The sequence below is a fragment of the Streptomyces sp. NPDC107538 genome, from assembly GCF_055657445.1.
Genome location: NZ_JBVKAY010000002.1, coordinates 707,442 through 733,794, shown reverse-complemented (window position 1 = coordinate 733,794; position 26,353 = coordinate 707,442). Strand labels below are relative to the sequence as shown.

Sequence of the window (26,353 nt, the reverse complement as noted above, 5' to 3'; positions counted from 1 at the left end):
GCGGAGCGACGGCGACAGCGGGATCTGCGGCGACAGCAGGATCCGTAGCGACAGCGGGATCTGCGGCGACAGCGGGATCCATGGTGAGACCGGACAGGTCGGCGAAGAGGAGCGGGACGTGAGCGAGAGCAGCGCGGAGGCCGTGGAGGCCGTCGTGAGCGCGGCCGCCGCCTCGGCCCCGTCCGGCGACGGGATCTGGCGCCGGGCCGGGGTCGCGGGGGCCGCGATAGGCGTGGTCGCGGCGGGCGCGGCGGCCGGTGTCGCCATAGAGCGGCTCACCGTCGGACGCGGCATGCGCAGGAAGGCCCGTCTCGCGCTCGACTCCACCGGCCCGTACGGGGCGCTGCGCGGCACCCCCGCCAAGGCGTACGCCGACGACGGCAGCGAGCTGTACTACGAGGTCGACGACATCGAGCCCGAGGCCGGTCTCTCGCCCCGCAGACGCCGCCTCTTCGGCCGCAAGGCCCCGGCCCCGGTCACCGTCGTCTTCAGCCACGGCTACTGCCTCAACCAGGACTCCTGGCACTTCCAGCGGGCCGCGCTGCGCGGCGTCGTACGGACCGTGCACTGGGACCAGCGCAGCCACGGCCGCTCCGGGCGGGGTGCGGCCCAGGCGCAGGACGGGCTGCCGGTCACCATCGACCAGCTCGGGCGCGACCTCAAGGCCGTCATCGACGCGGCGGTGCCCGAGGGGCCCATCGTGCTCGTCGGGCACTCCATGGGCGGCATGACCGTCATGGCACTGGCCGCGCACTACCCGGAGCTGATCCGTGAGCGGGTCGTCGCCGTCGCACTGATCGGTACGTCGTCGGGGCGGCTCGGCGAGGTGAACTTCGGGCTGCCGGTCGCGGGCGTCAACGCGGTGCGGCGGGTGCTGCCCGGGGTGCTCAAGGCGCTGGGGCAGCAGGCCGCGCTGGTGGAGCGGGGGCGGCGGGCGACCGCCGATCTGTTCGCCGGGATCATCAAGCGGTACTCGTTCGCGTCGCGGGACGTCGATCCGGCGGTCGCGCGGTTCGCCGAACGGATGATCGAGGGCACGCCGATCGACGTGGTCGCCGAGTTCTATCCGGCGTTCACCGAGCACGACAAGACCGAGGCGCTCGCGGAGTTCGCCGAGCTGCCGGTGCTCGTGCTGGCCGGGGTCAAGGACCTCGTCACGCCCAGCGGGCACAGTGAGGCCATCGCCGATCTGCTGCCGGACGCGGAGCTGGTGCTCGTCCCGGACGCCGGGCATCTGGTGATGCTGGAGCATCCCGAGGTGGTGACCGACCGGCTCGCCGACCTGCTCACCCGGGCGGGGGCGGTGCCGGCGGGGGCTACGGTTAGTGGTTATGGAAGCGCCAGCAGCACCGCACGGCCCGGGTGAGTCCGGGGCGTCTCTGCGGATCACCGTAACGTCCCCCGACCAGATGCTGGAGCTGGGCCGTCGCCTGGCGAAGCTGTTGCGGGCGGGGGATCTCGTGATGCTCAACGGGGAGTTGGGCGCCGGGAAGACGACCCTCACCAGGGGGCTCGGGGAGGGGCTCGGGGTGCGGGGTGCGGTCACCTCGCCGACCTTCGTCATCGCCCGGGTGCATCCGTCGCTGGTCCAGGGGCCGCCGCTCGTCCATGTCGACGCGTATCGCCTGGGCGGCGGGCTGGACGAGATGGAGGACCTCGATCTCGATGTCTCGCTGCCGGAATCCGTGATCGTGGTGGAGTGGGGCGAGGGGAAGGTCGAGGAGCTGACCGACGACCGGCTGAACGTGGTCATCCACCGGGCGGTCGGTGACACGGCCGACGAGGTGCGGCGGGTGACGGTTGCCGGGCTGGGGCGGCGGTGGGCCTCCGTGGAGCTGGGTGTGCTGTCGGCGTGACGCTGCGCGGCCACTGCTCCGACAAGGTGTCGGTAAGTGTTGCGGTGGTGGTCCTCGGCGTGGTCACATGGTAGCCAGGCCGTGGTTAGGTCTGCCTAACTTGGCTTGCCCGGTGGCATGAGGAGGCGTCGTCCATGTCGACAGCGGAACGTACGCCTTCTGGGGCGGGCGGGGTATCGATGCGGGACCTTCTGGCTTCGTGTGCGGCGGCGAAGGTGATTTCCACGCCACCGGAGGGGGGTTCGGGGTCGTATCGCGGCCGCGGGTCGGTGGGGGCTGGTCGCGCAGTTCCCCGCGCCCCTAAAGGCAAAAGGGCCGGCGATTCCGTTCCCGGTGACTAGAAAGTCCCCCTACTCGACCACGACCACCTTCGTGCCGATGCCCGCGAACTCCCACATGGCCTTGCCGTCCTTGCGGGACTCGCGGATGCCGCCGGTCTTGGTGGTGGGGTCGGGCTCGGGGGTGGAGCCGTCGACGGCCGCGCTGAAGCCGATGGTGATGCCGTCGACGGAGGCGAAGCGGACGACGTTCTCGATGGGGGTGCCGTCGGAGCCGGTGACGGCGGCCGAGCGGGACGAGACCGTGTAGGTGGCGGGCGCCGGGTCGACCGTGCTCGGCGAGACCTCGAACGTGCGGGTGACCTTCTCGTTCGCGCCGACCAGCCAGACGCGGTCGTCGTCGAGGGAGTAGACGACACGCTCGCCGGTGCCCGAGTCGTCGGGGAGGACTTCCTCGGTCTCCTTCTCCCGTTCCGCCGGGGTCTTGGACTTCGGGAGCGCCGAGGACTTGGAGGGGGACGGCTTCCCCAGGTCGTCCGGCGCGTTCGCCGACGCCTGGTAGGTGAGGAAACCGACTGCGGCGATGGCCGCCGCGGTGAGCCCGGCCACGACTACCGAGCTGCTACTCGCCACCTTCTGAGCCCACCTCTCGTACCCATGTACGCCTGTGAAAGACCTCTGTGCTGTGACGGTAGCAGCAGCGGGGACGTGCACCGGGTCGGCAGTCTGCCGGGCCGAAGCGCCGTAGGCTGTTTGCGTGCTCTTGCTCGCTCTGGATACCGCCACCCCCGCCGTCACCGTCGCGCTGCACGACGGGAGCGACGTCGTCGCCGCGTCGAGCCAGGTGGACGCGCGGCGCCACGGGGAACTGCTGCTGCCCACCGTCGACCGGGTCCTCGCCGAGGCGGGCACCCGCCTCGACGCCGTCACCGGCATCGTCGTGGGCATCGGTCCCGGCCCGTACACCGGGCTGCGCGTCGGCCTCATGACCGCCGACACCTTCGGCCTCGCCCTCGGGGTCCCCGTCCACGGCCTGTGCACCCTCGACGGCCTCGCCTACGCGGCGGAGGGCACGGTGGAGGGGCCGTTCGTGGTGGCGACCGACGCCCGGCGCAAAGAGGTGTACTGGGCGAGATACGAGGGCCCCCGCGCGCGGGTGACCGAGCCCGCCGTCGACCGGCCCGCCGAGATCGCGGAGCTGGTGGCCGGGCTGCCGGCGGTGGGGGCGGGGGCGGTTCTCTACCCCGACACCTTCCCCGACGCCCGCGCGCCCGAGCACGTCTCCGCCGCCGCCCTCGCGGCGCTCGCCGCCGAACGGCTCGCGGCGGGCGAGGAGCTGGAGGCGCCCCGGCCGCTGTATCTGCGCCGGCCGGACGCCCAGGTGCCCAAGAACTACAAGGTGGTCACCCCGAAGTGACGACCCCGGTGCTGCGCGAGATGCGCTGGTGGGACATCGAGCCCGTCCTGGAGCTGGAGAAGGACCTCTTCCCCGAGGATGCCTGGTCCCGGGGCATGTTCTGGTCGGACCTCGCCCACGCGCGGGGGCCGAACGCCACCCGCCGGTACTACGTGGCCGAGGACAGCGGTGGCGACGGGCGGATCATCGGCTACGGCGGCCTCGCCTCCGCCGGGGACACCGCCGACGTACAGACCATCGCCGTGGCCCGTGAGCACTGGGGCACCGGCCTCGGCGCGCTGCTCCTCACCGAGCTGCTGCGGGCCGCCACCACCTTCGAGTGCGCCCAGGTGCTGCTCGAATGCCGGGTGGACAACGTCCGCGCCCAGAAGCTCTACGAACGCTTCGGCTTCGAGGCGATCGGCTTCCGCCGGGGCTACTACCAGCCGGGGAACGTGGACGCGCTGGTCATGCGCCTCAACGACCCCTCCACTTCCGTATCCGCACAAGGAACCGAGATCAATGGCTAGGGCAATGGCTGACGAACCCCTCGTGCTGGGGATCGAGACCTCCTGCGACGAGACCGGGGTGGGTGTCGTGCGCGGGACGACCCTGCTGGCCGACGCGATCGCGTCGAGCGTCGACGAGCACGCCCGGTTCGGCGGGGTGGTGCCCGAGGTGGCCTCCCGCGCGCATCTGGAGGCGATGGTCCCGACCATCGACCGGGCGTTGAAGGAGGCGGGGGTCAGCGCGAGGGATCTGGACGGGATCGCCGTCACCGCCGGGCCCGGGCTCGCGGGCGCGCTGCTGGTGGGTGTCTCGGCGGCCAAGGCGTACGCGTACGCGCTGGGCAAGCCGCTGTACGGCGTCAATCACCTCGCCTCCCACATCTGCGTGGACCAGCTGGAGCACGGGGCGCTGCCCGAGCCGACGATGGCGCTGCTGGTGAGCGGGGGGCATTCCTCGCTGTTGTTGTCGACCGACATCACGTCGGACGTCCGGCCCATGGGGGCCACCATCGATGACGCGGCGGGCGAGGCCTTCGACAAGATCGCGCGCGTGCTGAACCTCGGGTTCCCGGGTGGGCCGGTCATCGACCGGTACGCGAAGGAGGGCGACCCCACGGCCATCGCCTTCCCGCGCGGGCTGACCGGGCCCCGCGACCCCGCCTACGACTTCTCCTTCTCCGGGTTGAAGACCGCCGTGGCCCGCTGGATCGAGGCCAAGCGGGCGGCCGGGGAGGACGTTCCGGTGCGGGATGTGGCGGCTTCCTTCCAGGAGGCCGTGGTGGACGTGCTGACGCGCAAGGCGGTGCGGGCCTGCAAGGACCAGGGTGTCGATCATCTGATGATCGGGGGCGGGGTCGCCGCCAACTCCCGGTTGCGGGTGCTCGCCCAGGAGCGCTGCGAGGCCGCCGGTATCCGGCTCCGGGTGCCCCGGCCCAAGCTGTGTACGGACAACGGGGCGATGGTGGCCGCGCTGGGTGCGGAGATGGTGGCGCGGGGGCGTGCCGCGTCCGACTGGGATCTGTCGGCGGACTCGTCGCTGCCGGTGACGGATCCACATGTGCCGGGCCGCCCGGCCGGGCATGAGCACGGCCACGGTCATGGTCACGGTCATGGCCACGATCATGTGCACGAGGTCAGCAAGGAGAACCTGTACTCGTGACGGTCGCGCTGATGTGGGAGGCGCGGGCGGTCGACGGGGGAGGGGAGGCACTCCTCGCCTGGGCTCGGGGGCAGGTCCAGGAGCTTGCCGTACGGCCGTTGCGGCGCGAGGTCTTCCGGGCGCCGCAGGACCGGGTGCTGGTTGTTACGTGGTGGGACGCGGAGTACGACGCCGAGTTGCCCGAACTGCCCGAGCCGGACGGGGAGTTGGTCGGCCGGGCGGTGCACCGGTGGAGGTTCGAGTCGGTGGGGGCGGACTGACCCCGGGGGCCGGGGCGAGGGGGCTTGGGTGGACGTGTTCGCGTGTGCCGGGTGCGGCGCGGAGCTGACGGCGCCGGTGTCCCGCGTCGCCCTCCCCGTCCACACCCATCACGGGGGCTGGGAGCAGCTGCATCCGCCGCTGATGGAGCCCGCGACGTACGCCGTCGAACCCCGGCCCACCGGACCGCCGTGGCGGTCGTGGGAGGAGGTCGGGGAGGACGCGGCCGCCCGGCAGGGCGTGTACGCGCCGGTGTACCGCGTCTCCTTCGGGGCGCGGAACCGGATCGTCATCGCCCCCGGCGACTCGCGGTCCATGGTCCTGATCCCCGAGAAGTGCGAGGGCTACTGCCGGGGTGTGGACGGCAGGGCCGGGCCCAATCTGGCCTGCGAGGGGTGCGGGCGGGCCGTGGCCACGCGCATGGACGACTGCGGACTGTGGCAGACGGTGTGGCTGGAGCCCGACGCGGTCGTACGCCGCCCCTCCGGGCTCCCCGCCGGTCCGCCTCCCGACTGGGACGACCTGGAGCGTGCCGAGCATCGTGTCCCGCCCGTCGACCCCGACGGGTGGTGGAGCTTCCGGTGGGAGGCCGCGGTCGGGGTCGCGCTGGCCCACCTCGTGGCGGTCACCGGGGGCCGCCCGGTGGTGCTGCCCGCCGGGCCCGTCGCCGAGCTGCTCGGCCACGCCGTTGGGCAGTATCTCCCCGCCGGGCCCGACGCCCGCTCCGTGGGCCTGGCAGGCCCGGGACTCCCCGTGTCCCGGCCCCGCCCCGATGTCCTCCTCGTCCCCCGCCATCCCCTCACGGGCACGCCGTGGCGTCCGCCCGGCGACGGCGACGGCGACGGCGACGGCGACGAGGCGGCCGTGGTGCCGCTGGACAGCGGGGTCTGGGCGTACCTCGCCCACCCGGACGAGATCTCGCCGCTGCCCGTCACCGGGGTGCTCCCGGAGGGCGTCCTGCGCGACGACTATCCGCTGCCGTCGCGTCCCCTGTACCTCCTGCGGCCTCACCACCAAGCCTTCGTGCACACCCTGTTCGGCCTGCCCGCCATACGATCCCCCCGGCTGCGCAGGTATTACGACGAGTACCGAGCGTGAACGGCCCGCGTGGTGTGGGGAGTTGGTCAGGCGGGCGGTGCGGCGGTGGGGGGCGTGAGGGTGTGTCGGTGTTGGCGTTCACCGATGCGGTCCAGGGCCAGGAAGAGGAACGGCGCGCAGACCAGGGGGACGCCCAGGAGCAGCAGGTAGGTGTGCGTCGGCCGGTCGGTGAAAACCAGCGCGAAGTCGACGACGAGCATGACGACCATGAGTACCGCGCTCGCAACGGCCGCCCGTTGCCATGCCTTGCGGCGCCGCGTCCCGCGTGCGATGCGGTCCTCCACGCCCGGTCGCGTGTCCAGTGAGGTCAGCCCGAGGTGGAGTGCGGCCGCGCACAGGTCGGCCATCTCGGCGATGGGGTCGGTGAGTTGGTACTCGTCGACGTGGGGGAGGCGGGCCCGGCTGCCGTCGGTGGCGTAGAGGTATCCCGACCAGCGCGGGGCGCCCCACTTGATGTCCTCGACCCGGATGCCGTAGATCTCGGACCAGGCCCAGGTGCGGGTGCGGATCGCTCCGCGTACGGTGACGCCTTCGGCCGTGACGGACGTACGCGCCCTGAACTGCTCCAGCACTACGCGGGTGGCGACGGTCAGCCAGGCCGCCACGGCCAGCGCGTCCCCTGTCGACGGGCCGAACGTCACCATCGTGTTCACCGCCATGGCGGTGATCAGTGCCGCCGCTGCCAGCATGACGAGGGAGGCGGGGGCTATGCGCCGTCTTCGGTACTCCCGCTCGATTCCGTTGCTCATCGGGTTGTTATAGCCCTGTTCCGTGAACGTGGGGTAAGGGCGGGTGCGGCGTGTACTGAGGGGGGAGTACACGGCTGTTCGGTGGACAGTACGGTGATCGGGCCGTCACTCTGGGTTGATGGTGCACGGTGTGGAGTGGGCTGCGCAGGGGCCGGGTGGTGAGCCCGAGTCGTCGGACAGCATGAAGGCGTTCGGGGCGGTGGTTCAGGCTCTGCGCGAGCATGCGGGGTTGAGCCGGGAGGAGTTCGGGGCGCGGGTGCATTTGTCCAAGCACTCGGTGGCTTCCATTGAGTTGGGGCGGCGGCTGGCGGATCAGCGGTTCGTGGAGCTGGCGGAGGATGCGACGGGGAATACGGGGGCGGTCAGGGGTGCCTTCAAGCACATGACTCGGCAGCCGGGGCTGCCAGCGTGGTTCCGGATGTGGGCAAGGCTTGAGCGGGAGGCGATGAGCCTCGACACGTACGAGTGCCGGATCCTGCCGGGGCTGTTGCAGTCGGAGGCGTACGCCCGGGCCGCGTTCGCCAACAACATTCCGCTCCTCATCGATGAGGAGTTGGAGGTCTTGGTTCGTGCACGGCTGGAGCGGCAGCAGCTATTGAGGGAGCGCCCCGGCACTTCGTTCAGCTTCATCATCGATGAGGCCGTGCTGCGGAGTCGGTTGGGCGGGCCGGAAGTCATGGACGCGGCGTTGGACTATGTTCTCGCCTGCATGGATGCCCGCAACGTGCATGTGCAGATCGTGCCGATGGCCTTCGAGGCGCATGCCTGTCTGGCCGGCCCGCTCCGGTTGCTGGAGACGGAGGATGGCAGGCGGTACGCGTACGTCGAAGGGCAACAGCATGGTCGGCTGATCGCGGACGTAAAAGAGGTCGTTACCCTTGGCCAGCGTTATGCGACACTGCGTTCGCAGGCCTTGCCGCCAGGTGACTCCAAGGACCTGCTGAGGCACATCCGAGGAGCGCTATGACCAACGATCTCACGTGGTTCAAGAGCAGCTACAGCAGCCCGCAGGGCGACGACTGCGTCGAAGTCGCCCTCGGCTGGCGCAAGTCCACGCACAGCAGCCCCCAAGGCGACAGCTGCGTCGAAGTCGCCACCACTCCCACCACCATCCACATCCGCGACTCCAAAGACACCACCCGCCCCCACCTCGGCCTCGGCCCCACCGCCTGGGCCGCCTTCGTCGTGCACGCGGCGGCCCAGGCGGGCTGATCCTCAGGACTCCACGGCCCGGACCTCCGTCCCGCAGTGGAACCGGCGGTCCGGGCCCACCTCGCGTACCGGTCCCGTCAGCGTCAGCTGAACCCGGTGGCGTACGTCGGTGCTGGACGCGCCCAACCGCAGTTCCAGCGCGCCCGGTTCGACCACGCGGCGCCCGGCGCGGTCGGTGAAGGACGACACGTCGGGGTGGAAGCGGAACGTCACGCGGGACGCGGCGCCCGGCGCCAACTCCAGGCGCTGGTAGGCGATCAGGCGTACGTCGGGGCGGGTCACCGAGGCGACCGGGTCGTGCAGGTACAGCTGGACGACCTCCGCCCCCGCCCGCTCACCCGTGTTGCGGACGGTCACCGACACATCCCCACCCTCATCGCCCTCGTCGCCCCCGGCCTCGAAGTCCGTCCACGCGAACGTCGTGTACGAGCGGCCGTATCCGAACGGGTACAGCGGCGTCGGGTCGAGATTGCTCGCCGCGCCGAGCAGGCCCAGCGGCGGCTGGAGGTACGTCCACGGCTGGCCCCCGGGGCGACGCGGCACGCTCACCGGCAGGCGCCCGGAGGGGGAGACGCGGCCCGACAGCACTCCCGCCACCGCCGGGCCGCCCTCCTCCCCGGGGAAGAACGCCTGCACCACGCCCGCCAGTTGACCGTGCCAGCGGCCGAGCGCGTACGGGCGCCCGGTGAGCAGCAGCGCCACCACCGGCGTACCCGTGGCGATGAGCGCGTCCAGCAGCTCCGCCTGGACCCCGGGCAACCGGAGGTCCTCCGCGTCGCAGCCCTCGCCCGAAGTGCCGCGACCGAAGAGGCCGGCCCGGTCGCCGAGGACCGCCACGCAGACGTCCGCCTCGGACGCGCGTGCGACCGCCTCGGGGAAGCCGCCGGTGTCGTCGCCGTCCACGTCGCTGCCCGCCGCGTACGTGATCTTCGCGTCGGGGAGTTCGGTGCGGAGGGAGTCGAGGACCGTGGGGATCTCGATGCCCAGGGGGGTGCCGGGGTGGGCCGGGAGGACGTGGGAGGGGAAGGAGTAGCAGCCGAGCATGGCCAGGGGGTCGTCCGCGCGGGGGCCGACCACGGCGATGCGGATGTCGGGAGCCAGCGGCAGCACCGCGTCCGGGTTGTCCAGGAGCACGATCGACTCCTCGGCGAGGCGCCGGGCCAGGGCCCGGTTCGCCGTCGAGTCGAGGTCGATCCGGCCGGGGCCCGCGGAACCGGCCACCTCCGGGGTCCAGTCCTCGTCCAGCAGGCCCAGCTCGCATTTCTGCGACAGAACCCGGCGTACAGCCCGATCCACCAGCGCCTCGGGGATCGCGCCCGCGCGCACGGCCTCCACCAGGGGCTCGCCGTAGCAGCGGAGCGTGGGGAGTTCCACGTCCACGCCGGCGGACAGCGCCGCGTGCGCCGCCTGCGCGCGGTCTCCCGCCACGCGGTGGTTGGTCTCCAGGAAGCCGACGCCGAAGTAGTCGGAGACGACCGTGCCGGTGAACCCCCAGGCGTCGCGCAGGAGTTCGGTCAGCAGCCCGGGGTCCGCCGAGACCGGGACGCCGTCCGTCTCCGTGTACGCCGCCATCACCGAGCGCGCGCCCCCCTCGCGCAACGCCATCTCGAACGGGGGGAGGGTCACGTCCGCGAACTCCCGTACCCCTGCCCGTACGGGCGCGTGGTTGCGGGCGCCGACCGACGCCGCGTACCCGGCGAAGTGCTTCAGCGTGGCCACGATCCCGGCCGACTCCAGACCCCGGACGTACGCCGTACCGACCGTACCCACCAGGTACGGGTCCTCGCCGATCGTCTCCTCGACCCGTCCCCAGCGCGGGTCGCGGACCACGTCCAGGACGGGGGACAGGCCCTGGTGGATGCCGACCGAGGCCAGGTCGCGGCCGATGTGCCGGGCCATCTCCTCCACCAGCGCGGGGTCGAAGGTCGCGCCCCAGGCCAGCGGGACGGGGTACGCGGTCGCGCGCCAGGCGGTGAAGCCGGCGAGGCACTCCTCGTGCGCGACCGCCGGGATGCCGAAGCGGTTCGCGGCCATGATGCGGCGCTGGGCGCGGGCCAGGGCGCGCGCGCCCAGCGCCGGGTCCACGGGCGCCGTACCGAAGGTGCGGGTGAGCTGGCCCAGGCCCCGGGTGATCAGCTCGTCGAAGTCGAAGGCCTCCCGCATCTCCTCCTCGTCGGGGGCGATGTCCTCGCCGTTCGAGTCGGCCTTCACCCACACGCCGTACAGCTGGGCAGTCTTCTCCTCCAGGGTCATCCGGGAGAGCAGATCCTCGACCCGGTCGGCGGCGGGCAGGGCGCGGTCACGCCAAGCGGTGGTCATGAAACTCCTGTCAGGACTGTCAGGGGTCGGTGAGTTTCAGTGGTAACGACGCACGGTCGGCTCACTTGCCGCCCACGCCCATCAACCCGCCCACCAGAGCCCGGCGCGCCACCAGATACACGGCGAAGATCGGGATGCCGGAGAGGACGACCGAGGCGAGCAGGGCGGGGATGTTGACGCCGAACTGGCTGACGTAGTTGAACAGTCCGAGTGTGAGGACCCGGGGGCCGTCGGACTGCGTGAAGATCAGCGGGAAGAGGAAGCCGTTCCAGGCCTGGAGCGCGGAGAAGATGACGACCGTGCTGATGCCGCCCTTGGCGAGCGGGATCGTCAGCTGGAACAGCATCCGGAGCGGGGACGCGCCGTCCAGGGCCATCGCCTCGTACAGGTCTTCCGACACGTCCCGCAGCGAGCCCACCAGGACCAGCACCGAGACCGGCATCGCGAAGGCCGCCGTCGGGAGGATGACGGCCAGGAGGGTGTCGTAGAGGTCGAGTTTCGCGATGAGGAGGTACAGGGGGACCACGACCGCCTGGGCCGGGATCGCCACGCCCAGCAGGAACAGCCGGAACGCCGCGTTCGACCAGCGGTCGCGGGTGCGGACGGTGACGTACGCCAGGGGGATGGAGAGGGCCAGGACGATACCGACGACCGAGACCGCGACGATCGCCGTGTTGGCGAGGAGGTGGCCGAAGCCGCTGGTCAGGACGGTGTTGTAGTTGTCGAGGGTCGGGTCCGTGGGCGGCTTGAGGGGGTTGCCGGTGAGGGCCTTGTCCGCGCCCGTGAGGGACGCCGACAGCATCGCGTAGATCGGGATCAGGACGATGACCAGCCAGATGAACGCGCCGAGGCCCGCGACCGGGTTGGCGCGCCTGCTCCAGTGGCGTGGGCGGCGCCGGAGCGCTGATGTCACCGGCGCGTGCGCGGGCTCGTTCGTCTTTTTCGGCGGCGCCGCCAGTGTGTCGTGGGACATTCCGCTCCGTCACATCCCTTCACGCGTGCTGCGCATGGCGCCGAAACCGGTCAGCCGGACCAGCACGAGGGAGAGCCCCGTCGCGGCGATGACCAGGGAGGACGCGATGGCGCTGGCGTAGCCGAAGTCGTACGTCTTGAAGCCCGCCTCGTACATCAGGTACGGCAGGATCGCGGTGTCCGTGCCGGGGCCGCCCTTGGTGAGGATCAGGACCGTCTCGAAGTACGTCAGGGAGCCGACCACCATGAGGACCGTGGACGTCGTGATCGTGTGGCGCAGCTGCGGGAGCGTGATCGAGAAGAACTGGCGGTAGCGGCCCGCGCCGTCGATGGCCGCCGCCTGGTAGAGGACCTCGGGGATCTGGCGGGCCCCGCCCTGGTAGATCAGGGTGTGGAAGGGGATGAACTGCCAGCCGCCGACGAACACGATCGCGAGGAACGCGCCGCTCTGCGAGCCCAGGGTGTCCCGCTGGATGATGCCGAAGTTCGGGTCGAGGAGGGCGTAGAACAGGATCGCGATGGCGGTGGAGGAGAGCAGGAACGGGACGAAGAAGACCGCGGAGAGGATCGCGCGGTTGCGCTGCCGGCCCGCCGCCCAGACGCCCAGGAGAAGCGCGATCACCGTCTGGAAGACCCAGCTGGCGGCGGTCAGGACGACGGTCAGCCAGAGGGACTGGGTCATCCGGGGGTCGTCGAGCAGTTTCCGCCAGTTGTCGAGGCCCACGGGCCGGGGGTCGCCGAGGCCGTCCCAGCTGGTGAAGGAGAGATAGAGGGCGAGGGCCATCGGGACGACCGCGAAGAAGGTGAAGAAGAGGACGCCGGGGAGCGCCCAGGCGGCGTGCGGGCGACCGGCGCGCGACCCGCGCGCGGGGGCGGTTCGCGCGGGGGCGCTCCCCGCAGGAGGGCGCTTGTCGACCGTGACGGTCACTTCAGCCCCTTGCACGCCGTCACGAAGTCGGTCGGTGAGGACTGGCCCGCGAACAGCTTGCCTATCTCCGTGTGCATCTTGGTGCCGAGGCCGTCGCCCAGCGCCTGGTCCCAGGAGAGTGTGAAGGCCGGGGCCTTCTCCACCATGTCGTACTGGAACTTCGCGTACTCGGGGTTGGGCGCGGAGGAGAGCAGATCGGCCGCGTTCGAGGTGGTCGGGACGTCCCCGTTGTCGATGAGGGCCTGCGCGTACGCCTCCGAGGCGCAGTCCTTGAGGAAGCCGACCGCGAGGTCCTTGTTCTTCGTACGGGCGTTGATGGACCAGTAGTTGGTGGGGTTGCCGACGACGTTGCGGACGTCGCCCGTGCCGCCCTCGACGGTCGGGAAGGCGGCCCAGCCCAGGTTGCTCTTGGCGAAGTCCGGGAACTTGCCGAGTTGCGTGGAGTACTCCCAGGAGCCCATCAGGTGCATGGCCGCCTTGCCGCGCGCGAAGACCGCGGGGGCGCCGCCGTTGACGTACGACACCGAGGTGAACTTGGAGCCGAAGGCGCCGTCGTCGATGAGTTCCTTGACCAGCTCGGCGGCCTTGAGGACGGCCGGGTCACCCCAGCCCTCGGCGTCGCCGTCCTGGATGCGCTTGAAGACCTCGGGGCCGCCGATCCGGTCGACCAGGTACTCCAGCCACATCAGCTCGGGCCAGACGTCGGAGCCGCCGAGGGCGAAGGGGGTGATCTTCGCCTTCTTCAACTTGGCGTTGATGTCGAGGAGTTGGTCCCAGGTGGTGGGCGGCTGGAGCTTGTGCTCGGTGAAGACGGACTTGTTGTAGAAGAGGATCACCGGCTGCATGCCGCGCATCGGGATGCCGTAGTGGCGGCCCTGGAGGTCCCCGGCGGCGAGGACCGAGGGCAGGAAGCCGTCCTTGAGGACCGGGTCGCCCTCGATGATGTCGGTGAGGTCGACGAGCTTGCCCGCCTCCTCGTACGGCTTGATGGAGCCGCCGCCCCAGTTGAAGAAGATGTCCGGGGCGCTCGGGGAGCCCATGGCCGTACGGAGCTTGGGGGAGTAGTCGGAGCCGGGGACCTTCTGCAGCTTGACGGTGCCGCCGGCCTTCTTCGCCGCGGCCGACTTGTTGTACCGGTCGACGCCCGCCTGCTGGACCTTGACCGCGTCGTCGCCGTACACGAACGCGGTGAGCGTCTTGCCGTCCCCGCCGCCCGCGCCGCCGCCGGAGCCGCAGGCGGTGAGGCCCGTGCCGAGTCCCGCGGTGAGCAGTGAGGCGGAACCGGCGCCGAGGAACCAGCGCCTGCTGAACGGCCGGCCACCAGCACTGTTGCCGGGACCCAGGCCTCTACTCGACTCCATGTGAGCACCCTTCGCGAATGTTCGACGTTGCATGCGGGCGTACGAATGTTTCGGATGGGACTTCGAATGTTCCGGGAACGTATGGCCGTCGAAAGGGTTCGTCAAGAGGTCGCGCAGGGATACGATCCCGCTCATGAAGCCCGCGAAGCCAGAGGAAACCCAGACAAGAGCGCGTGTCCCGCAGTCCACGCAGACCGCGACGCTCGCCGAGATCGCCCGCCAGGCCGGCGTCTCGGCTCCGACTGTTTCGAAGGTGCTCAACGGCCGTGCGGACGTCGCCCCCGCCACCCGTACCCGGGTCGAGGACCTGCTGCGCGAGTACGGCTACCGCCGTCGGCGCGCCGAGGCGACCCGATCCCCCCTGATCGACCTGGTCTTCCACGAGCTGGAGAGCGCCTGGGCGATGGAGGTCATCCGGGGCGTGGAGAACATCGCGCGGGAGGAGGGGCTGAGCGTCGTCCTGTCCGAGAGCGCGGGGCGGCTCACCCCCGGCCGCACCTGGGCCGACCAGGTCGCGGCCCGGCGCCCGCACGGCGTCGTGCTGGTCCTGTCGGGGCTGGACGAGTCGCAGCGCGCGCTGCTGACCAGCCGTTCCATCCCGTTCGTGGTGATGGACCCGGCGGGCGACCCCGGCGACGACGTGCCCTCGATCGGCGCCACCAACTGGCAGGGCGGCCTCGCCGCCACCCGGCACCTGGTCGAGCTGGGCCACCGGCGGATCGGCGCCATCAGCGGCCCCTCACGGATGATGTGCAGCCGCGCCCGGGTCGACGGCTACCGGGCCGCGCTGGAGACGGCCGGGCTGCCGGTGGCCGCCGATCTGATCAAGGCCGGGGACTTCCACCACGAGACCGGCTACCGCCTGGGGCTCGATCTGCTGCGCCGCCCCGACCGCCCCACCGCCGTCTTCGCCGGCAACGACCTCCAGGCCCTCGGCCTCTACGAAGCCGCCCGCGAACTGGGCCTGCGCATCCCGGAGGACCTCAGCGTCGTCGGCTTCGACGACCTCCCGGTCGCCCGCTGGGTCGGCCCGCCCCTGACGACCGTACGCCAGCCCCTGATGGAGATGGCGGAGGCGGCGGCCCGGCTGGTGCTTGATTTGGGCCGCCAGGACGGGGGTCCCTCGACGGCGACGCGGGTGGAGCTGGCGACGAGCTTGGTGGTGCGGAGCAGCACGGGGCCCGCGCCCCTTTAGGGGCGCGAGGAACTGCGCGATCAGCCACGACGGAAGCTGCAGTCGGCAATGGACCGAACCTGGCAGACGCGTGGCCGGAAGTTGCTGTATTGACGACTGGGGCAACTCTCTCCACACTCCTCCGAAGCCAATCGGATGCACCACCGAAACTTTCGGAGGCACCCGCATGAGATCTCTGAGAACCGGCTTGTCCCTGGCTTCCATGCTCACCGCCCTCCTCCTCGCCGCCCCCACCGCCCACGCCGCCGACCCACCCCTCCGCGACCTCGCCGCAGCCAAGGGCAAGGCCATCGGCACCGCCGTCACCGGCTCCAAACTCACCGGCACCTACGGCGACATCGCCGGCCGGGAGTTCAACTGGCTCACCCCCGGCAACGCCATGAAGTGGGGCTCCGTAGAACCCACCCGAGGCAACTTCAACTGGACCGAGGCCGACCAGATCGTCGCCTTCGCCGAGGCCCACGACCAGGACGTACGCGGCCACACCCTCGTCTGGCACAGTCAGAACCCGAGCTGGCTCGACAACGGCACCTGGACGCCCGCCCAGCTCAGCACGCTGATGAACGACCACATCGCGCTCGAAGTCGGCCGCTACAAGGGCCGCCTGGCCGCCTGGGACGTGGTGAACGAACCCTTCAACGAGGACGGCACCTACCGCCAGACCCTCTGGTACAACGGCCTCGGCGCCGACTACATCGCCCAGGCCCTCACCGCCGCCCGCGCCGCGGACCCGGCCGCGAAGCTCTACATCAACGACTACAACGTCGAGGGCGTCAACGCGAAGAGCACGGCCCTCTACAACCTGGTCCGCGACCTCAAGGCACGCGGCGTCCCGATCGACGGCGTCGGACTCCAGGCCCACCTGATCCTCGGCCAGGTCCCCTCCACCCTCCAGCAGAACATCCAGCGCTTCGCCGACCTGGGCGTGGACGTCGCCATCACGGAACTCGACATCCGGATGCAACTGCCGTCCACCGCCGCCAAGTTGGCCCAGCAGCGCACTGAGTACGACGCCGTGGTGAAGGCCTGCGTGGCCGTGACCCGCTGCACCGGCGTCACCGTCTGGGGCTTCACCGACTCCGACTCCTGGATCCCGGACACGTTCCCGGGCCAGGGCGCGGCCACCCCGTACGACGAGAACTACGCGCCGAAACCCGCGTACCACGGCATCGCGACGGCCCTCGGCGGCACGGTGACCGAACCACCGGTCCCGGCCGGCTGCTCGGCGGCGTACAGCGTGGCGAACCAGTGGAACACCGGGTTCACGGGCAACGTCACGATCAGCTGCGCGGCCGGATCCTCGCTCTCCTCCTGGCGGGTCGCCTGGACGTTCGGCGCGGGCCAGCAGGTCAGCCAGGCCTGGAACGCGTCCTGCACCCAGACCGGCGCGGCCGTCACCTGCTCCAACGCCTCCTGGAACGGGAGCGTGCCGAGCGGCGGTTCGGTGAGCTTCGGCTTCAACGGCACCTGGAGCGGCAGCAATCCGGTCCCGACGGTGACGCTGGGCTGAGAAGTCTGAGAATTTCCGAAGGAATGCCGCCAGGAGGTTCTGCCCGTAACAATTCGGACGTAAGTTCCTGTGCGTGAATGGTGAAGAAAGCGCGTTCGGGGACGCCGAGAACCACGGCGAGGGCGTCGGTGGACGACGGCGGCGCCGGCTGAAGGTCGCCGGATGCGTGCTCGCCGGCGTTCTCGTCCTCGGCGCGGGCGGGGCGGGCTGGGCGTTCTGGCGGCTCAACGACAACATCACGAGCGTCGACATCGACAGCGCGCTCGGAGACAACCGCCCCGCGAAGGCCCGGTCCGCCACCGAGCCCTCCGCGGCGGCCTCCGCCTCCACCGCACCGCTGCCGAGCGGCGCGCTCAACATCCTCGTCCTCGGCTCCGACTCCCGCAGCGGCAAGGAGAACGCCGAACTCGGCGGCGGTGGCGAGGGCTCGGGCGCCCGCTCGGACACGGCGATGGTCGTCCACATCGACGAGGGCCGCACCGAGGCGACGGTCGTCAGCATCCCCCGCGACACCCTCGTCACCCGCCCGTCCTGCCCGCTGGAGTCGGGCGGTTCGACATCGGTCGCGTACAACGTCATGTTCAACACGGCGTACGCGGTCGGCGGCCCCGTCTGCGCGGTCAAGACCGTCGAGTCGATGACGGATGTCCGCATGGACCACTACGTCGAGATCGACTTCTCCGGCTTCGCGAAGCTGGTCGACGCGCTCGGCGGCGTCACGGTCACCACGGACGAGGACATCGACGACGAGGACTCCCACCTGACCCTGGACGCCGGCACCCACCACCTGGACGGCGAACAGGCCCTCGCCCTCGCCCGCACCCGCCACGGCATCGGCGACGGCAGCGACCTCGGCCGCATCGGCCTCCAGCAGCAACTGGTCAAGTCCCTCCTGGACCAGATCTCCTCCACCGACCTCCTCACCAACCCCGCCCAGCTCTACCGCGCCGCCGACGCCATCACCGGCAGCCTGACGACGGACACCGGCCTGGATTCGCTGGGTGAGCTGACGAGCCTGGGCGAGAGCCTGCGGAACCTGACCTCGGCCGACACCAGGACGGTCATGATGCCGGTGGTCCCCGCCCCCTACGACCGCAACCGGGTGGTCGCGGACGAGCCGGAGGCGAGTGAGCTGTGGGAGTCGCTGAAGTAGCGGTGCTCAAGTGCTGAAGTAGCGGCGCACGCCTGTCTGAGCGGCGGCGGGAAAGTTTCTTCAAGAAGTTCGGCGGACGTGTCGATCCGGGGTGCGGCCGTTCGACGCATGGGTGAGAGTCGGGGACAGGCCCCGCTCGCCGATGCAAGGGAAGTCACCATGCCGCGCTATCTGTCACTGGTCCAGATCGACGAGAAGACCGCCCCGGCGGAGGGGCCCAGCCCCGAGCTGATGGAGCGGATGGGGGAGTTGCTGGAGGAGATCACCAAGGCGGGGGTCATGCTCGACACGGCCGGGCTGACGCCGACCGCGCAGGGGACGCGGGTGCACTGGGAGGGCGGGAAGATCTCCGTCACGGACGGGCCGTTCACCGAGTCCAAGGAGGTCGTCGGCGGCTACGCGCTGATGCAGTGCAAGGACATGGCCGAGGCGATCGAGTGGACCAAGCGGTTCGTGAAGGTGCACGGCGAGGAGTGGACGGTCACCTGTGAGGTGCGGGAGCTCATGGAGGGCTGAGCCTCCTCGGCCGCCTGTTTGGCGGGGCCGCCCTCCGGGTGTCTGATGGTGGGCTGTGACCCCACAGCCCACCGCCGCCTCCCCCTCCGCCCCCGACCCGGCCCCGGACACGCTCGTCGAGACCGTCTTCCGTATGGAGTCGCCCCGGATCATCGCCGGGGTCGCGCGGATCGTGCGGGATGTCGGGATCGCGGAGGAACTGGCCCAGGACGCGCTGGTCGCGGCATTGGAGCAGTGGCCGCGCGACGGGGTGCCGGACAACCCGGCGGCCTGGCTGACGGCCACGGCCAAGCACCGGGCGATCGACCTCGTACGCCGCCGGGAGCGGTACGCGCGCAAGCTCGCCGAGGTGGGGCGGGACCTGGAGGCGGCGGGACCGCATCTCGACCGGCCGTCCGACCCGGACGACATCGACGACGACCTGCTGCGCCTCGTCTTCACGGCCTGCCATCCGGTGCTGTCCGCCGAGGCCCGGATCGCTCTCACCCTCCGGCTCCTCGGCGGCCTCACCACACCCGAGATCGCCCGCGCCTTCCTGGCCCCCGAGGCGACCATCGCCCAGCGCATCGTCCGCGCCAAGCGCACGCTCGCGACCAAGAACGTCGCCTTCGAGGTGCCGTACGGTCCCGACCGCGAGGCCCGCCTCGACTCCGTCCTGGAGGTCATCTACCTGATCTTCAACGAGGGGTACGCGGCCACCGCCGGTGACGACCTGCTGCGCCCCGCGCTCTGCGAGGACGCCCTGCGACTGGCGCGCGTGCTGGCCCAGTTGATGCCCAAGGAGCCCGAGGTGCACGGTCTGGTGGCGCTGCTGGAGCTCCAGGAGTCACGGGCCGCCACCCGCACCGGGCCCGCCGGGGAGCCGATCCTGCTGCGGGACCAGGACCGCCGCCGCTGGAACCGCCTGCTCATCGCCCGCGGCTTCACCGCCCTCGGCCGCGCCACCGCCGCCGCGTCCGGCGCCCCGGGCCCGTATGCGCTCCAGGCCGCCATCGCCGCGTGCCACGCCCAGGCCCACACGTACGAGGAGACGGACTGGCCCCGCATCGCCACCCTCTACGCCCTGCTGGCGGCCCGCGCCCCGTCCCCCGTGGTCGAACTGAACCGAGCCGTAGCCGTCTCCATGGCCGAGGGCCCCGCCCCCGCCCTGGAAATCATCGACCACCTCGCCACCGAACCCACCCTCCGCGCCTACCACTTGCTCCCCAGCGTCCGCGGCGACCTCCTCCTCCGCCTCGGCCGCACGGAAGAGGCCCGAGAAGAGTTCACACGAGCGGCCGACCTGACCCGCAACGAACAGGAACGGACCCTGCTGCGAGCCCGGGCGGAGGGGGCCGGTGGGGAGACCTGAGCGATCACCCGACCGCGCCCCCGGATGGGCCGCAGGCCCTCCAGGGGCGCGGGGAACTGCGCGACCAGCCACGACGGCGCCGCACCCGAACGACGGCGGTTCGCGCCCTGAAGGGGCGCGGGGAACTGCGCGATCAACCACGACGGCGCGGCACCCGATCGACGGCCTCTCGTGGCAGGTCGCGGGGCATCGCCGGGTGCGGGTGGCGGCTGGGCCGCGCTGTGGCAGGGGCGCGGGGAACTGCGCGACCAGCCACGACGGCGCGGCACCCGAACGACGGCGGTTCGCGCCCTGAAGGGGCGCGGGGAACTGCGCGATCAACCACGACGGCGCCGCACCCGAACGACGGGCCCGTGACGGCGCCCTCAGACCGGGTGCCCGATCAGCATCGCCGGCGCCCCCGCCACCCGCGTCAGAAACACCGTCGCCGAACGACGCCCCTGCGGCTTGACCTTCCTCCGCAGTTCCTCCGGCTCGACAGCCGACCCCCGCTTCTTCACGGTCAGCACCCCCACCCCCCGCTCCCGCAACAGCGCCTTCAACTTCTTCACGTTGAAGGGCAGTTGATCGGTGATCTCATAGGCCGTGGCGAACGGGGTGACACGATGCTCGTCGGCGGTGATGTACGCGATCGTGGCGTCGATCAGCCCACCCGCCAGCTTCTCGGCGACCTCGGCGACGAGATGGGCGCGGATCACGGCACCGTCGGGCTCGTACAGATACCGCCCCACGGAACGGACCCCGGGGTCCGGCAACCCCCGCCCGCGCAGGCTCCGCCCGCCGGGCAGCAGCGTCGCCCGCACCACCCCCTCCGTTCCCGTGCCGAACCACAGCACCGCCTCCTTCACATCACCCCCGTCCGAGATCCACTCGGCCTCGGCCTCGGCGGGTACCGCCTCGTGCGGGACGCCCGGCGCGATCTTCAGCGCGGCACGCGGGGCCTTGAGCGCAGTGGCGACGGCCCAGGAGAGCGGCGGCGAGTACGCCTCGGGGTCGAAGATCCGGCCCCGCCCGGAGGAGCGCCGGGCCGGGTCGACGAACACGGCGTCGTACCCGGCCGTGTCCACCTCCGTCACATCCGCCTCGCGCACCTGGATCAGCCCGGCGAGACCGAGCGCGTCGGCGTTGGCGCGGGCGACCGCCACCGTCAGCGGGTCGCGGTCGACGCCCAGCACCCGGATCCCGGCCCGGGCGAGGGCGATCGCGTCCCCGCCGATCCCGCAGCACAGGTCGGCGACGGAGGTCACGCCCAGCGCGCGCATCCGCTCCGCGCGGTACGTCGCCACGGTCGCCCTGGTCGACTGTTCGACCCCGTTCGGCGTGAAGAACATCCGCCCCGCGTCCGCCGCCCCGAACTTCGCCACCGCCCGCTGCCGCAGCCGCGCCTGGGCGAGGGCCGCCGTGACCAGCTCCGCCGGGTGGTCGCGGCGCAGCCGGGTCGCCACGGCCAGCTCCCGCGCCGGTTCGGTGTCGCGCACCTCGTCGAGGAGAGCATGCCCCTCGGGGGTGAGCAGGGGGGTGAGGAAGGTGGCGGGGTCCAGGTCGTTCACCGGGTCATTGTCGGTCAGGGGCCGGGGGTGTGGGCCACTCGGTGGATGGTCGGGGCCCGGCGGCGGTGTCGGGGCGGCGGGGAGGGGTTGCCCTGCGAGGATGCAGCGCCATGCGATTCGTACGACAAAATGACGAAAAGAGTGCGAAGCGGGCGGGATTCCTGGGCGGGAGGGGCGGCGGCGCCGGCCTCGGTGGCGTGCGGGGCCACGTCGCCGTACTCGCCGCGGCGGTCATCGTGTCCGGGTGCGCGGACGTCGGCGAGGGCGGCGAGGAGGCTTCGGGGCGGGGCCCGGCCGAGCGCCGGGGGACCGCGGGGGAGGCCGCTCCCGACACCGCCGGGCCGGCCCACGGCCAGGAGCGGGGGCAGAAGCAGGGCCAGGAGCGGGGCCAGGAACTGAGCCGTGAGCACGGGCCACGGCACTTCGACGCGCCCGGCGCACGCGCGCTCGACTCGTACGCCGGGAAGGTGCGCCGGGCGCACGCCGCGCGGGTCGCCGCCGCGAAGCGCTGGAGGCTGGCCGAGGTGCCGCTGAGCGCGCCCGCGCCGCCGGCGCGGAAGCCGGAGCTGACCACCCGCAAGGGATTCGAGGTCGACGGCCACGAGGAGGACGGGCTCCCGCCGGTCTTCACCACCGTCCCCACCCGCGACAAGGTCCTCTTCCTCACGATCGACGACGGCGCGGAGAAGGACCCCGAGTTCCTGCGCATGATGAGCGAGCTGAAGATCCCCTACACCGCCTTCCTCAGCGACTACCTGGTCAAGGAGGACTACGGCTACTTCGCGCGGATGCGGGACAAGGGCGTCACCCTCAACAACCACACCCTCCACCACCGCCACCTCCCCTCCCTCTCCTACACCGCCCAGAAACGCGAGATCTGCGGCATGCAGGACGTGATCGAGAAGCGGTACGGCAAGCGGCCGACCCTCTTCCGGCCGCCGTACGGCAACTACGACCGGGATACCCTCCGCGCCGCCAAGGCCTGCGGCATCGAGGCCGTCCCCCTCTGGAACGAGGAGGTCTTCGTCGACCGCTGGGACCACCGGGAATCCGACCGCGAACTCCGCCCCGGCGACATCGTCCTCACCCACTTCCGCGGCCCCTCCGACTGGAAGGGCACCATGCCCGACATGATCCGCCGCTTCCTCGACCACGCCACCGCCGAGGGCTACGCGGTGGCGAGGCTGGAGGACTACCTGTGAGGGGTGGCGGGGGGAGCCGGGGGTGGGGAGGGGGCGCGGGGCAAGAACGACGGGGTGTGGCGCGGGGAGGGCGTGACCTGCGGCGAGGCGGGGGCGCGGCCTGGACCGGGTCTCTGGCCCGGGGCCGGCGTGTGGTGCGAAGAGGGCGTGCGGCGTCGGAGGAAGGCTCGGCGCGGGGCGAGAGCGTGGCGGGGGCGGCAAGCCGGGCGGGCGGAGGGCATGGGGCCCGGGAACGGCGTGTGGTGCTCCCCGGGGTCCCGGACGAGCGCCGGGCGCGCCGTCGGGCCTCGGTGGCGCGTGGGGTGGCCCGTCCCGTCCAGGAAGCGCGCGTGACAGGTCGTGGTGTGAGCGGCGCGACGGGCCGGGCGCCGGGGGCGTGTGCGACGGTGGCCTCCACGCCGGGCGCGTGCGTACCGGCGGTTCCCGTGTCGCTCACCGGCGCACCGATGGCCCCTGCGCCGGGCGCCCGCGCCTGGGCCGCCCTCTCCGCTCTCACGGCCCTCGCTGTGCTCCTCCTCGCCGGGTGCACCACCGATCCCGCCGACCGCGCGGACCGGGCGGAGGGGCGCCCCGGGGCCGCGGCGACACTCTCCGAGGGCGGCGCGTCGAAGCTCCCCTCCACCCCCGGCTCCCGCGCAACCACCCCCCACTCCACGACCCACCGCCCCCACCAACCCCCGTACCGCCGCTGGGGTCTCCCCGCCCCCCTCGACCCCGCGCCCGAGACCCCCGACCGGCCTCCCGAGCCCCGTACGGCCGGCCCGGGGCTGCCGCCCGTCGTCGACCGGGTGCGGACGCGCGACAAGGTGGTGTTCCTGACGTACGACGACGGGGCCGAGAAGGACCCCCGGTTCGTCGACATGGTCAGGGAGCTGCGGCTGCCGGTGAGCATGTTCCTGACGGACAGTGTCGTGGGGCCGGGATACGGCCACTTCGCACGGCTGCGGGCGGTCGGCGCGACCGTACAGAACCACACGCTCGACCACACCGGCCTGCGCGGCCTGCCGTACGCCGGGCAGCGCGCCGAGATCTGCGGCCAGCAGAACAAGCTGAAGCAGCGCTTCGGCATCCGGCCGACCCTGTTCCGCCCGCCCTACGGCGTCTACGACACCACCACGCTCCGCGCCGCCGCCGACTGCGGCATCACGGCCGTCGTCCTCTGGCGCGCGTCCATGCAGATCAACGACCTCCGCTACGCGGTCGGCGACCGCCTCCGCCCCGGCGACATCGTCCTCGCCCACTTCCGGGGCCCGGAGCAGCTGAAGGGCACCACCCTCACGGAGATGACGACCCGGCTGCTGCGCCGCATCCAGGCGCAGGGCCTGACGGTCGGACGCCTGGAGGACTACCTCTGAAGGGCTACCTCTGAAGGACTGCCTCTGACGCGCCACGGCGACCGCCGCGCCCCACGGAGAAGACCGCCGCGGCCCACGCAGGAGGCCCCCGCGCCCCACGCCATCAGCGGTCGGAATTAGCAGTCCGCTTGACCGAGTGCTAATCGCGGTCATAGTCTCAGGTCTGGCACTCCCCCCTGGAGAGTGCCAACTACGCGACGGGCAGGTCCGGCACCCGCGACGACGGATCCACCTGGTCGCCACCTCAGACAGTTAACCCCGTGAGATCTCCGAAGGGGGAGGTCGGATCGTGACGACCACCAGCTCCAAGGTTGCCATCAAGCCGCTCGAGGACCGCATCGTGGTCCAGCCGCTCGACGCCGAGCAGACCACGGCCTCTGGCCTGGTCATCCCGGACACCGCCAAGGAGAAGCCCCAGGAGGGCGTCGTCCTGGCCGTGGGCCCGGGCCGCTTCGAGAACGGCGAGCGCCTGCCGCTCGACGTCAAGACCGGCGACATCGTGCTGTACAGCAAGTACGGCGGCACCGAGGTGAAGTACAACGGCGAGGAGTACCTCGTCCTCTCGGCTCGCGACGTCCTCGCGATCATCGAGAAGTAGTTCACCGCTTCCTCACCGAAGCACCGAAGCACCTTGCTTTTGAGCTGCGCCCCTGGCCCCCGCGACCATAATCAGCCGGGCGTGAGGGGCGCAGTTCGTTTCACCCACGTTTTCCGAGAGGGCTGAACCGCTCCCATGGCGAAGATCCTGAAGTTCGACGAGGACGCCCGTCGCGCCCTCGAGCGCGGCGTCAACAAGCTTGCCGACACGGTCAAGGTGACGATCGGCCCCAAGGGCCGCAACGTCGTCATCGACAAGAAGTTCGGCGCCCCCACCATCACCAACGACGGTGTGACCATCGCCCGCGAGGTCGAGGTCGAGGACCCGTACGAGAACCTCGGCGCCCAGCTGGTGAAGGAGGTGGCGACCAAGACCAACGACATCGCGGGTGACGGCACCACCACCGCCACCGTGCTCGCCCAGGCGCTCGTGCGCGAGGGCCTGAAGAACGTCGCCGCGGGTGCCTCCCCGGCCGCCCTCAAGAAGGGCATCGACGCCGCGGTCAAGGCCGTGTCCGAGGAGCTCCTCGCGACCGCCCGCCCGATCGACGAGAAGTCCGACATCGCGGCCGTCGCCGGTCTGTCCGCCCAGGACCAGCAGGTCGGCGAGCTGATCGCCGAGGCGATGGACAAGGTCGGCAAGGACGGCGTCATCACCGTCGAGGAGTCCAACACCTTCGGTCTGGAGCTGGACTTCACCGAGGGCATGGCCTTCGACAAGGGCTACCTGTCCCCCTACTTCGTCACCGACCAGGAGCGTATGGAGGCCGTCCTCGACGACCCGTACATCCTCATCCACCAGGGCAAGATCGGCGCCATCGCCGACCTGCTGCCGCTGCTGGAGAAGGTCATCCAGTCCAACGCCTCCCGGCCGCTGCTGATCATCGCCGAGGACGTCGAGGGCGAGGCCCTGTCGACCCTGGTCGTCAACAAGATCCGCGGCACCTTCAACGCGGTCGCCGTCAAGGCCCCCGGCTTCGGCGACCGCCGCAAGGCGATGCTGCAGGACATGGCGACGCTGACCGGCGCCGAGGTCATCTCCGAGGAGGTCGGCCTCAAGCTCGACCAGGTCGGCCTGGACGTGCTCGGCTCCGCCCGCCGCGTCACGGTCACCAAGGACGACACCACGCTCGTCGACGGCGCCGGTGACTCCGGTGCCGTGCAGGGCCGCGTCGCCCAGATCAAGGCCGAGATCGAGAACACGGACTCCGACTGGGACCGCGAGAAGCTCCAGGAGCGCCTCGCGAAGCTGGCCGGCGGCGTGTGCGTGATCAAGGTCGGCGCCGCCACCGAGGTGGAGCTGAAGGAGAAGAAGCACCGTCTGGAGGACGCCATCTCCGCGACCCGCGCCGCGGTCGAGGAGGGCATCGTCTCCGGTGGTGGCTCCGCGCTCGTCCACGCCGTGAAGGTCCTGGAGGGCAACCTCGGCAAGACCGGCGACGAGGCCACCGGTGTCGCGGTCGTCCGCAAGGCCGCCGTCGAGCCGCTGCGCTGGATCGCCGAGAACGCCGGCCTGGAGGGCTACGTCATCACCTCCAAGGTCGCCGAGCTCGACAAGGGCCAGGGCTTCAACGCCGCGACCGGCGAGTACGGCGACCTGGTCAAGTCCGGTGTCATCGACCCGGTCAAGGTCACCCGCTCCGCCCTGGAGAACGCCGCCTCCATCGCCTCCCTCCTCCTCACGACCGAGACCCTGGTCGTCGAGAAGAAGGAAGAGGAGCCGGCCGACGCGGGCCACGGCGGCCACGGCCACGCCCACTGAGGCACCGCCCCAGCGAGAGAAGCCCCCGTTCCGCCCGGCGGAACGGGGGCTTCCCCATGTTGTCCCC

25 protein-coding genes are annotated in these 26,353 nt (G+C 71.5%); 18 read left to right on the top strand and 7 right to left on the bottom strand.

Features of this window, described 5'->3' with window-relative positions:
* The first annotated feature begins 118 nt into the window (after positions 1–118).
* Together ACZ7MG_RS09060 and tsaE are read left to right on the top strand one after the other, a co-directional pair.
* A complete protein-coding gene (locus tag ACZ7MG_RS09060) occupies positions 119–1,366 on the top strand; it encodes an alpha/beta fold hydrolase (protein WP_471385391.1) in 1,248 nt (415 codons plus the stop codon).
* The gene (gene tsaE / locus ACZ7MG_RS09055; protein WP_471385393.1) at positions 1,332–1,856 is read left to right on the top strand and encodes a tRNA (adenosine(37)-N6)-threonylcarbamoyltransferase complex ATPase subunit type 1 TsaE; all 525 of its coding nucleotides are present in this window, start codon (positions 1,332–1,334) and stop codon (positions 1,854–1,856) included. The genes ACZ7MG_RS09060 and tsaE overlap by 35 nt, the downstream gene beginning before the upstream one ends.
* A gap of 350 nt (positions 1,857–2,206) precedes the next feature.
* Here the strand turns inward: tsaE and ACZ7MG_RS09050 are convergent, their stop codons facing one another.
* On the bottom strand, positions 2,207–2,767 hold the full coding sequence (locus ACZ7MG_RS09050) for a hypothetical protein (RefSeq protein ID WP_471385395.1): 561 nt from the start codon (positions 2,765–2,767) through the stop codon (positions 2,207–2,209).
* Between the two features lie 124 nt (positions 2,768–2,891).
* Here ACZ7MG_RS09050 and tsaB point away from each other — a divergent pair, with 124 nt between their 5' ends.
* The 5 genes from tsaB to ACZ7MG_RS09025 are packed head-to-tail and all read left to right on the top strand — an operon-like array spanning position 2,892 to position 6,554.
* On the top strand, positions 2,892–3,551 hold the full coding sequence (gene tsaB, locus ACZ7MG_RS09045; RefSeq protein ID WP_471385396.1) for a tRNA (adenosine(37)-N6)-threonylcarbamoyltransferase complex dimerization subunit type 1 TsaB: 660 nt from the start codon (positions 2,892–2,894) through the stop codon (positions 3,549–3,551).
* The gene (gene rimI / locus ACZ7MG_RS09040) at positions 3,548–4,060 is read left to right on the top strand and encodes a ribosomal protein S18-alanine N-acetyltransferase (RefSeq protein WP_471385398.1); all 513 of its coding nucleotides are present in this window, start codon (positions 3,548–3,550) and stop codon (positions 4,058–4,060) included. Before tsaB ends, rimI begins: the two co-directional genes overlap by 4 nt.
* Before the next feature lie 4 nt (positions 4,061–4,064).
* Positions 4,065–5,198 (top strand): tRNA (adenosine(37)-N6)-threonylcarbamoyltransferase complex transferase subunit TsaD, encoded by a 1,134-nt coding sequence (gene tsaD, locus ACZ7MG_RS09035; RefSeq protein WP_471385400.1) that lies wholly within the window; start codon positions 4,065–4,067, stop codon positions 5,196–5,198.
* Positions 5,195–5,458 (top strand): hypothetical protein, encoded by a 264-nt coding sequence (locus tag ACZ7MG_RS09030; RefSeq protein ID WP_471385402.1) that lies wholly within the window; start codon positions 5,195–5,197, stop codon positions 5,456–5,458. Before tsaD ends, ACZ7MG_RS09030 begins: the two co-directional genes overlap by 4 nt.
* Positions 5,459–5,486: 28 nt before the next feature.
* On the top strand, positions 5,487–6,554 hold the full coding sequence (locus ACZ7MG_RS09025; RefSeq protein ID WP_471385404.1) for a hypothetical protein: 1,068 nt from the start codon (positions 5,487–5,489) through the stop codon (positions 6,552–6,554).
* Between the two features lie 26 nt (positions 6,555–6,580).
* Here the strand turns inward: ACZ7MG_RS09025 and ACZ7MG_RS09020 are convergent, their stop codons facing one another.
* Positions 6,581–7,303: a PH domain-containing protein gene (locus ACZ7MG_RS09020; protein ID WP_471385406.1), complete on the bottom strand. Its 723-nt coding sequence runs from the start codon at positions 7,301–7,303 to the stop codon at positions 6,581–6,583.
* A 118-nt stretch (positions 7,304–7,421) separates the two neighbouring features.
* Here ACZ7MG_RS09020 and ACZ7MG_RS09015 point away from each other — a divergent pair, with 118 nt between their 5' ends.
* Positions 7,422–8,270 carry a helix-turn-helix domain-containing protein gene (locus tag ACZ7MG_RS09015; protein ID WP_471385408.1) on the top strand — a complete coding sequence of 283 codons (849 nt, stop codon included), beginning with the start codon at positions 7,422–7,424 and terminating at the stop codon, positions 8,268–8,270.
* A complete protein-coding gene (locus ACZ7MG_RS09010; protein ID WP_471385410.1) occupies positions 8,267–8,515 on the top strand; it encodes a DUF397 domain-containing protein in 249 nt (82 codons plus the stop codon). The genes ACZ7MG_RS09015 and ACZ7MG_RS09010 overlap by 4 nt, the downstream gene beginning before the upstream one ends.
* A 3-nt stretch (positions 8,516–8,518) precedes the next feature.
* Here ACZ7MG_RS09010 and ACZ7MG_RS09005 read toward each other — a convergent pair whose 3' ends face one another.
* The 4 genes from ACZ7MG_RS09005 to ACZ7MG_RS08990 all read right to left on the bottom strand — a co-directional run bounded on the left by ACZ7MG_RS09005 (position 8,519) and on the right by ACZ7MG_RS08990 (position 14,095).
* Complete coding sequence (locus tag ACZ7MG_RS09005; RefSeq protein ID WP_471385412.1) at positions 8,519–10,834, bottom strand: beta-xylosidase/alpha-l-arabinosidase; 2,316 nt, start codon at positions 10,832–10,834, stop codon at positions 8,519–8,521.
* Positions 10,835–10,895: 61 nt separating this feature from the next.
* On the bottom strand, positions 10,896–11,807 hold the full coding sequence (locus ACZ7MG_RS09000; protein WP_471385414.1) for a carbohydrate ABC transporter permease: 912 nt from the start codon (positions 11,805–11,807) through the stop codon (positions 10,896–10,898).
* A gap of 9 nt (positions 11,808–11,816) precedes the next feature.
* On the bottom strand, positions 11,817–12,734 hold the full coding sequence (locus tag ACZ7MG_RS08995) for a carbohydrate ABC transporter permease (protein ID WP_471385416.1): 918 nt from the start codon (positions 12,732–12,734) through the stop codon (positions 11,817–11,819).
* Positions 12,731–14,095, bottom strand: coding sequence for an ABC transporter substrate-binding protein (locus tag ACZ7MG_RS08990; RefSeq protein WP_471385418.1), 1,365 nt, complete (start codon positions 14,093–14,095; stop codon positions 12,731–12,733). The genes ACZ7MG_RS08995 and ACZ7MG_RS08990 overlap by 4 nt, the downstream gene beginning before the upstream one ends.
* A 133-nt stretch (positions 14,096–14,228) precedes the next feature.
* Between ACZ7MG_RS08990 and ACZ7MG_RS08985 the strand changes: the two genes are divergently transcribed.
* The 5 genes from ACZ7MG_RS08985 (at position 14,229) to ACZ7MG_RS08965 (ending at position 19,820) form a co-directional block, all read left to right on the top strand.
* Positions 14,229–15,290, top strand: a complete 1,062-nt coding sequence (locus ACZ7MG_RS08985) for a LacI family DNA-binding transcriptional regulator (protein ID WP_471385420.1) — start codon at positions 14,229–14,231, stop codon at positions 15,288–15,290.
* A gap of 166 nt (positions 15,291–15,456) precedes the next feature.
* Positions 15,457–16,800 carry an endo-1,4-beta-xylanase gene (locus ACZ7MG_RS08980; protein ID WP_471385421.1) on the top strand — a complete coding sequence of 448 codons (1,344 nt, stop codon included), beginning with the start codon at positions 15,457–15,459 and terminating at the stop codon, positions 16,798–16,800.
* A gap of 73 nt (positions 16,801–16,873) precedes the next feature.
* Positions 16,874–17,953 (top strand): LCP family protein, encoded by a 1,080-nt coding sequence (locus tag ACZ7MG_RS08975; RefSeq protein WP_471385423.1) that lies wholly within the window; start codon positions 16,874–16,876, stop codon positions 17,951–17,953.
* A gap of 159 nt (positions 17,954–18,112) precedes the next feature.
* Positions 18,113–18,469, top strand: a complete 357-nt coding sequence (locus ACZ7MG_RS08970; RefSeq protein ID WP_471385425.1) for a YciI family protein — start codon at positions 18,113–18,115, stop codon at positions 18,467–18,469.
* 55 nt (positions 18,470–18,524) lie between these two features.
* A complete protein-coding gene (locus ACZ7MG_RS08965; protein WP_471385427.1) occupies positions 18,525–19,820 on the top strand; it encodes an RNA polymerase sigma factor in 1,296 nt (431 codons plus the stop codon).
* A gap of 365 nt (positions 19,821–20,185) precedes the next feature.
* On the opposite strand, the gene ACZ7MG_RS08960 is transcribed toward ACZ7MG_RS08965, so the two are convergent.
* Positions 20,186–21,370, bottom strand: a complete 1,185-nt coding sequence (locus ACZ7MG_RS08960; protein ID WP_471385429.1) for a THUMP-like domain-containing protein — start codon at positions 21,368–21,370, stop codon at positions 20,186–20,188.
* Positions 21,371–21,480: 110 nt separating this feature from the next.
* On the opposite strand from ACZ7MG_RS08960, the gene ACZ7MG_RS08955 reads away from it, so the two are divergent.
* The 4 genes from ACZ7MG_RS08955 (at position 21,481) to groL (ending at position 26,286) form a co-directional block, all read left to right on the top strand.
* Complete coding sequence (locus tag ACZ7MG_RS08955) at positions 21,481–22,572, top strand: polysaccharide deacetylase family protein (RefSeq protein WP_471385431.1); 1,092 nt, start codon at positions 21,481–21,483, stop codon at positions 22,570–22,572.
* 446 nt (positions 22,573–23,018) lie between these two features.
* Positions 23,019–23,927: a polysaccharide deacetylase family protein gene (locus tag ACZ7MG_RS08950; protein ID WP_471385646.1), complete on the top strand. Its 909-nt coding sequence runs from the start codon at positions 23,019–23,021 to the stop codon at positions 23,925–23,927.
* A gap of 289 nt (positions 23,928–24,216) precedes the next feature.
* Positions 24,217–24,525 (top strand): co-chaperone GroES, encoded by a 309-nt coding sequence (groES, locus tag ACZ7MG_RS08945; protein ID WP_003998759.1) that lies wholly within the window; start codon positions 24,217–24,219, stop codon positions 24,523–24,525.
* A 135-nt stretch (positions 24,526–24,660) separates the two neighbouring features.
* Complete coding sequence (groL, locus tag ACZ7MG_RS08940) at positions 24,661–26,286, top strand: chaperonin GroEL (RefSeq protein WP_471385433.1); 1,626 nt, start codon at positions 24,661–24,663, stop codon at positions 26,284–26,286.
* Positions 26,287–26,353: the final 67 nt, after the last annotated feature.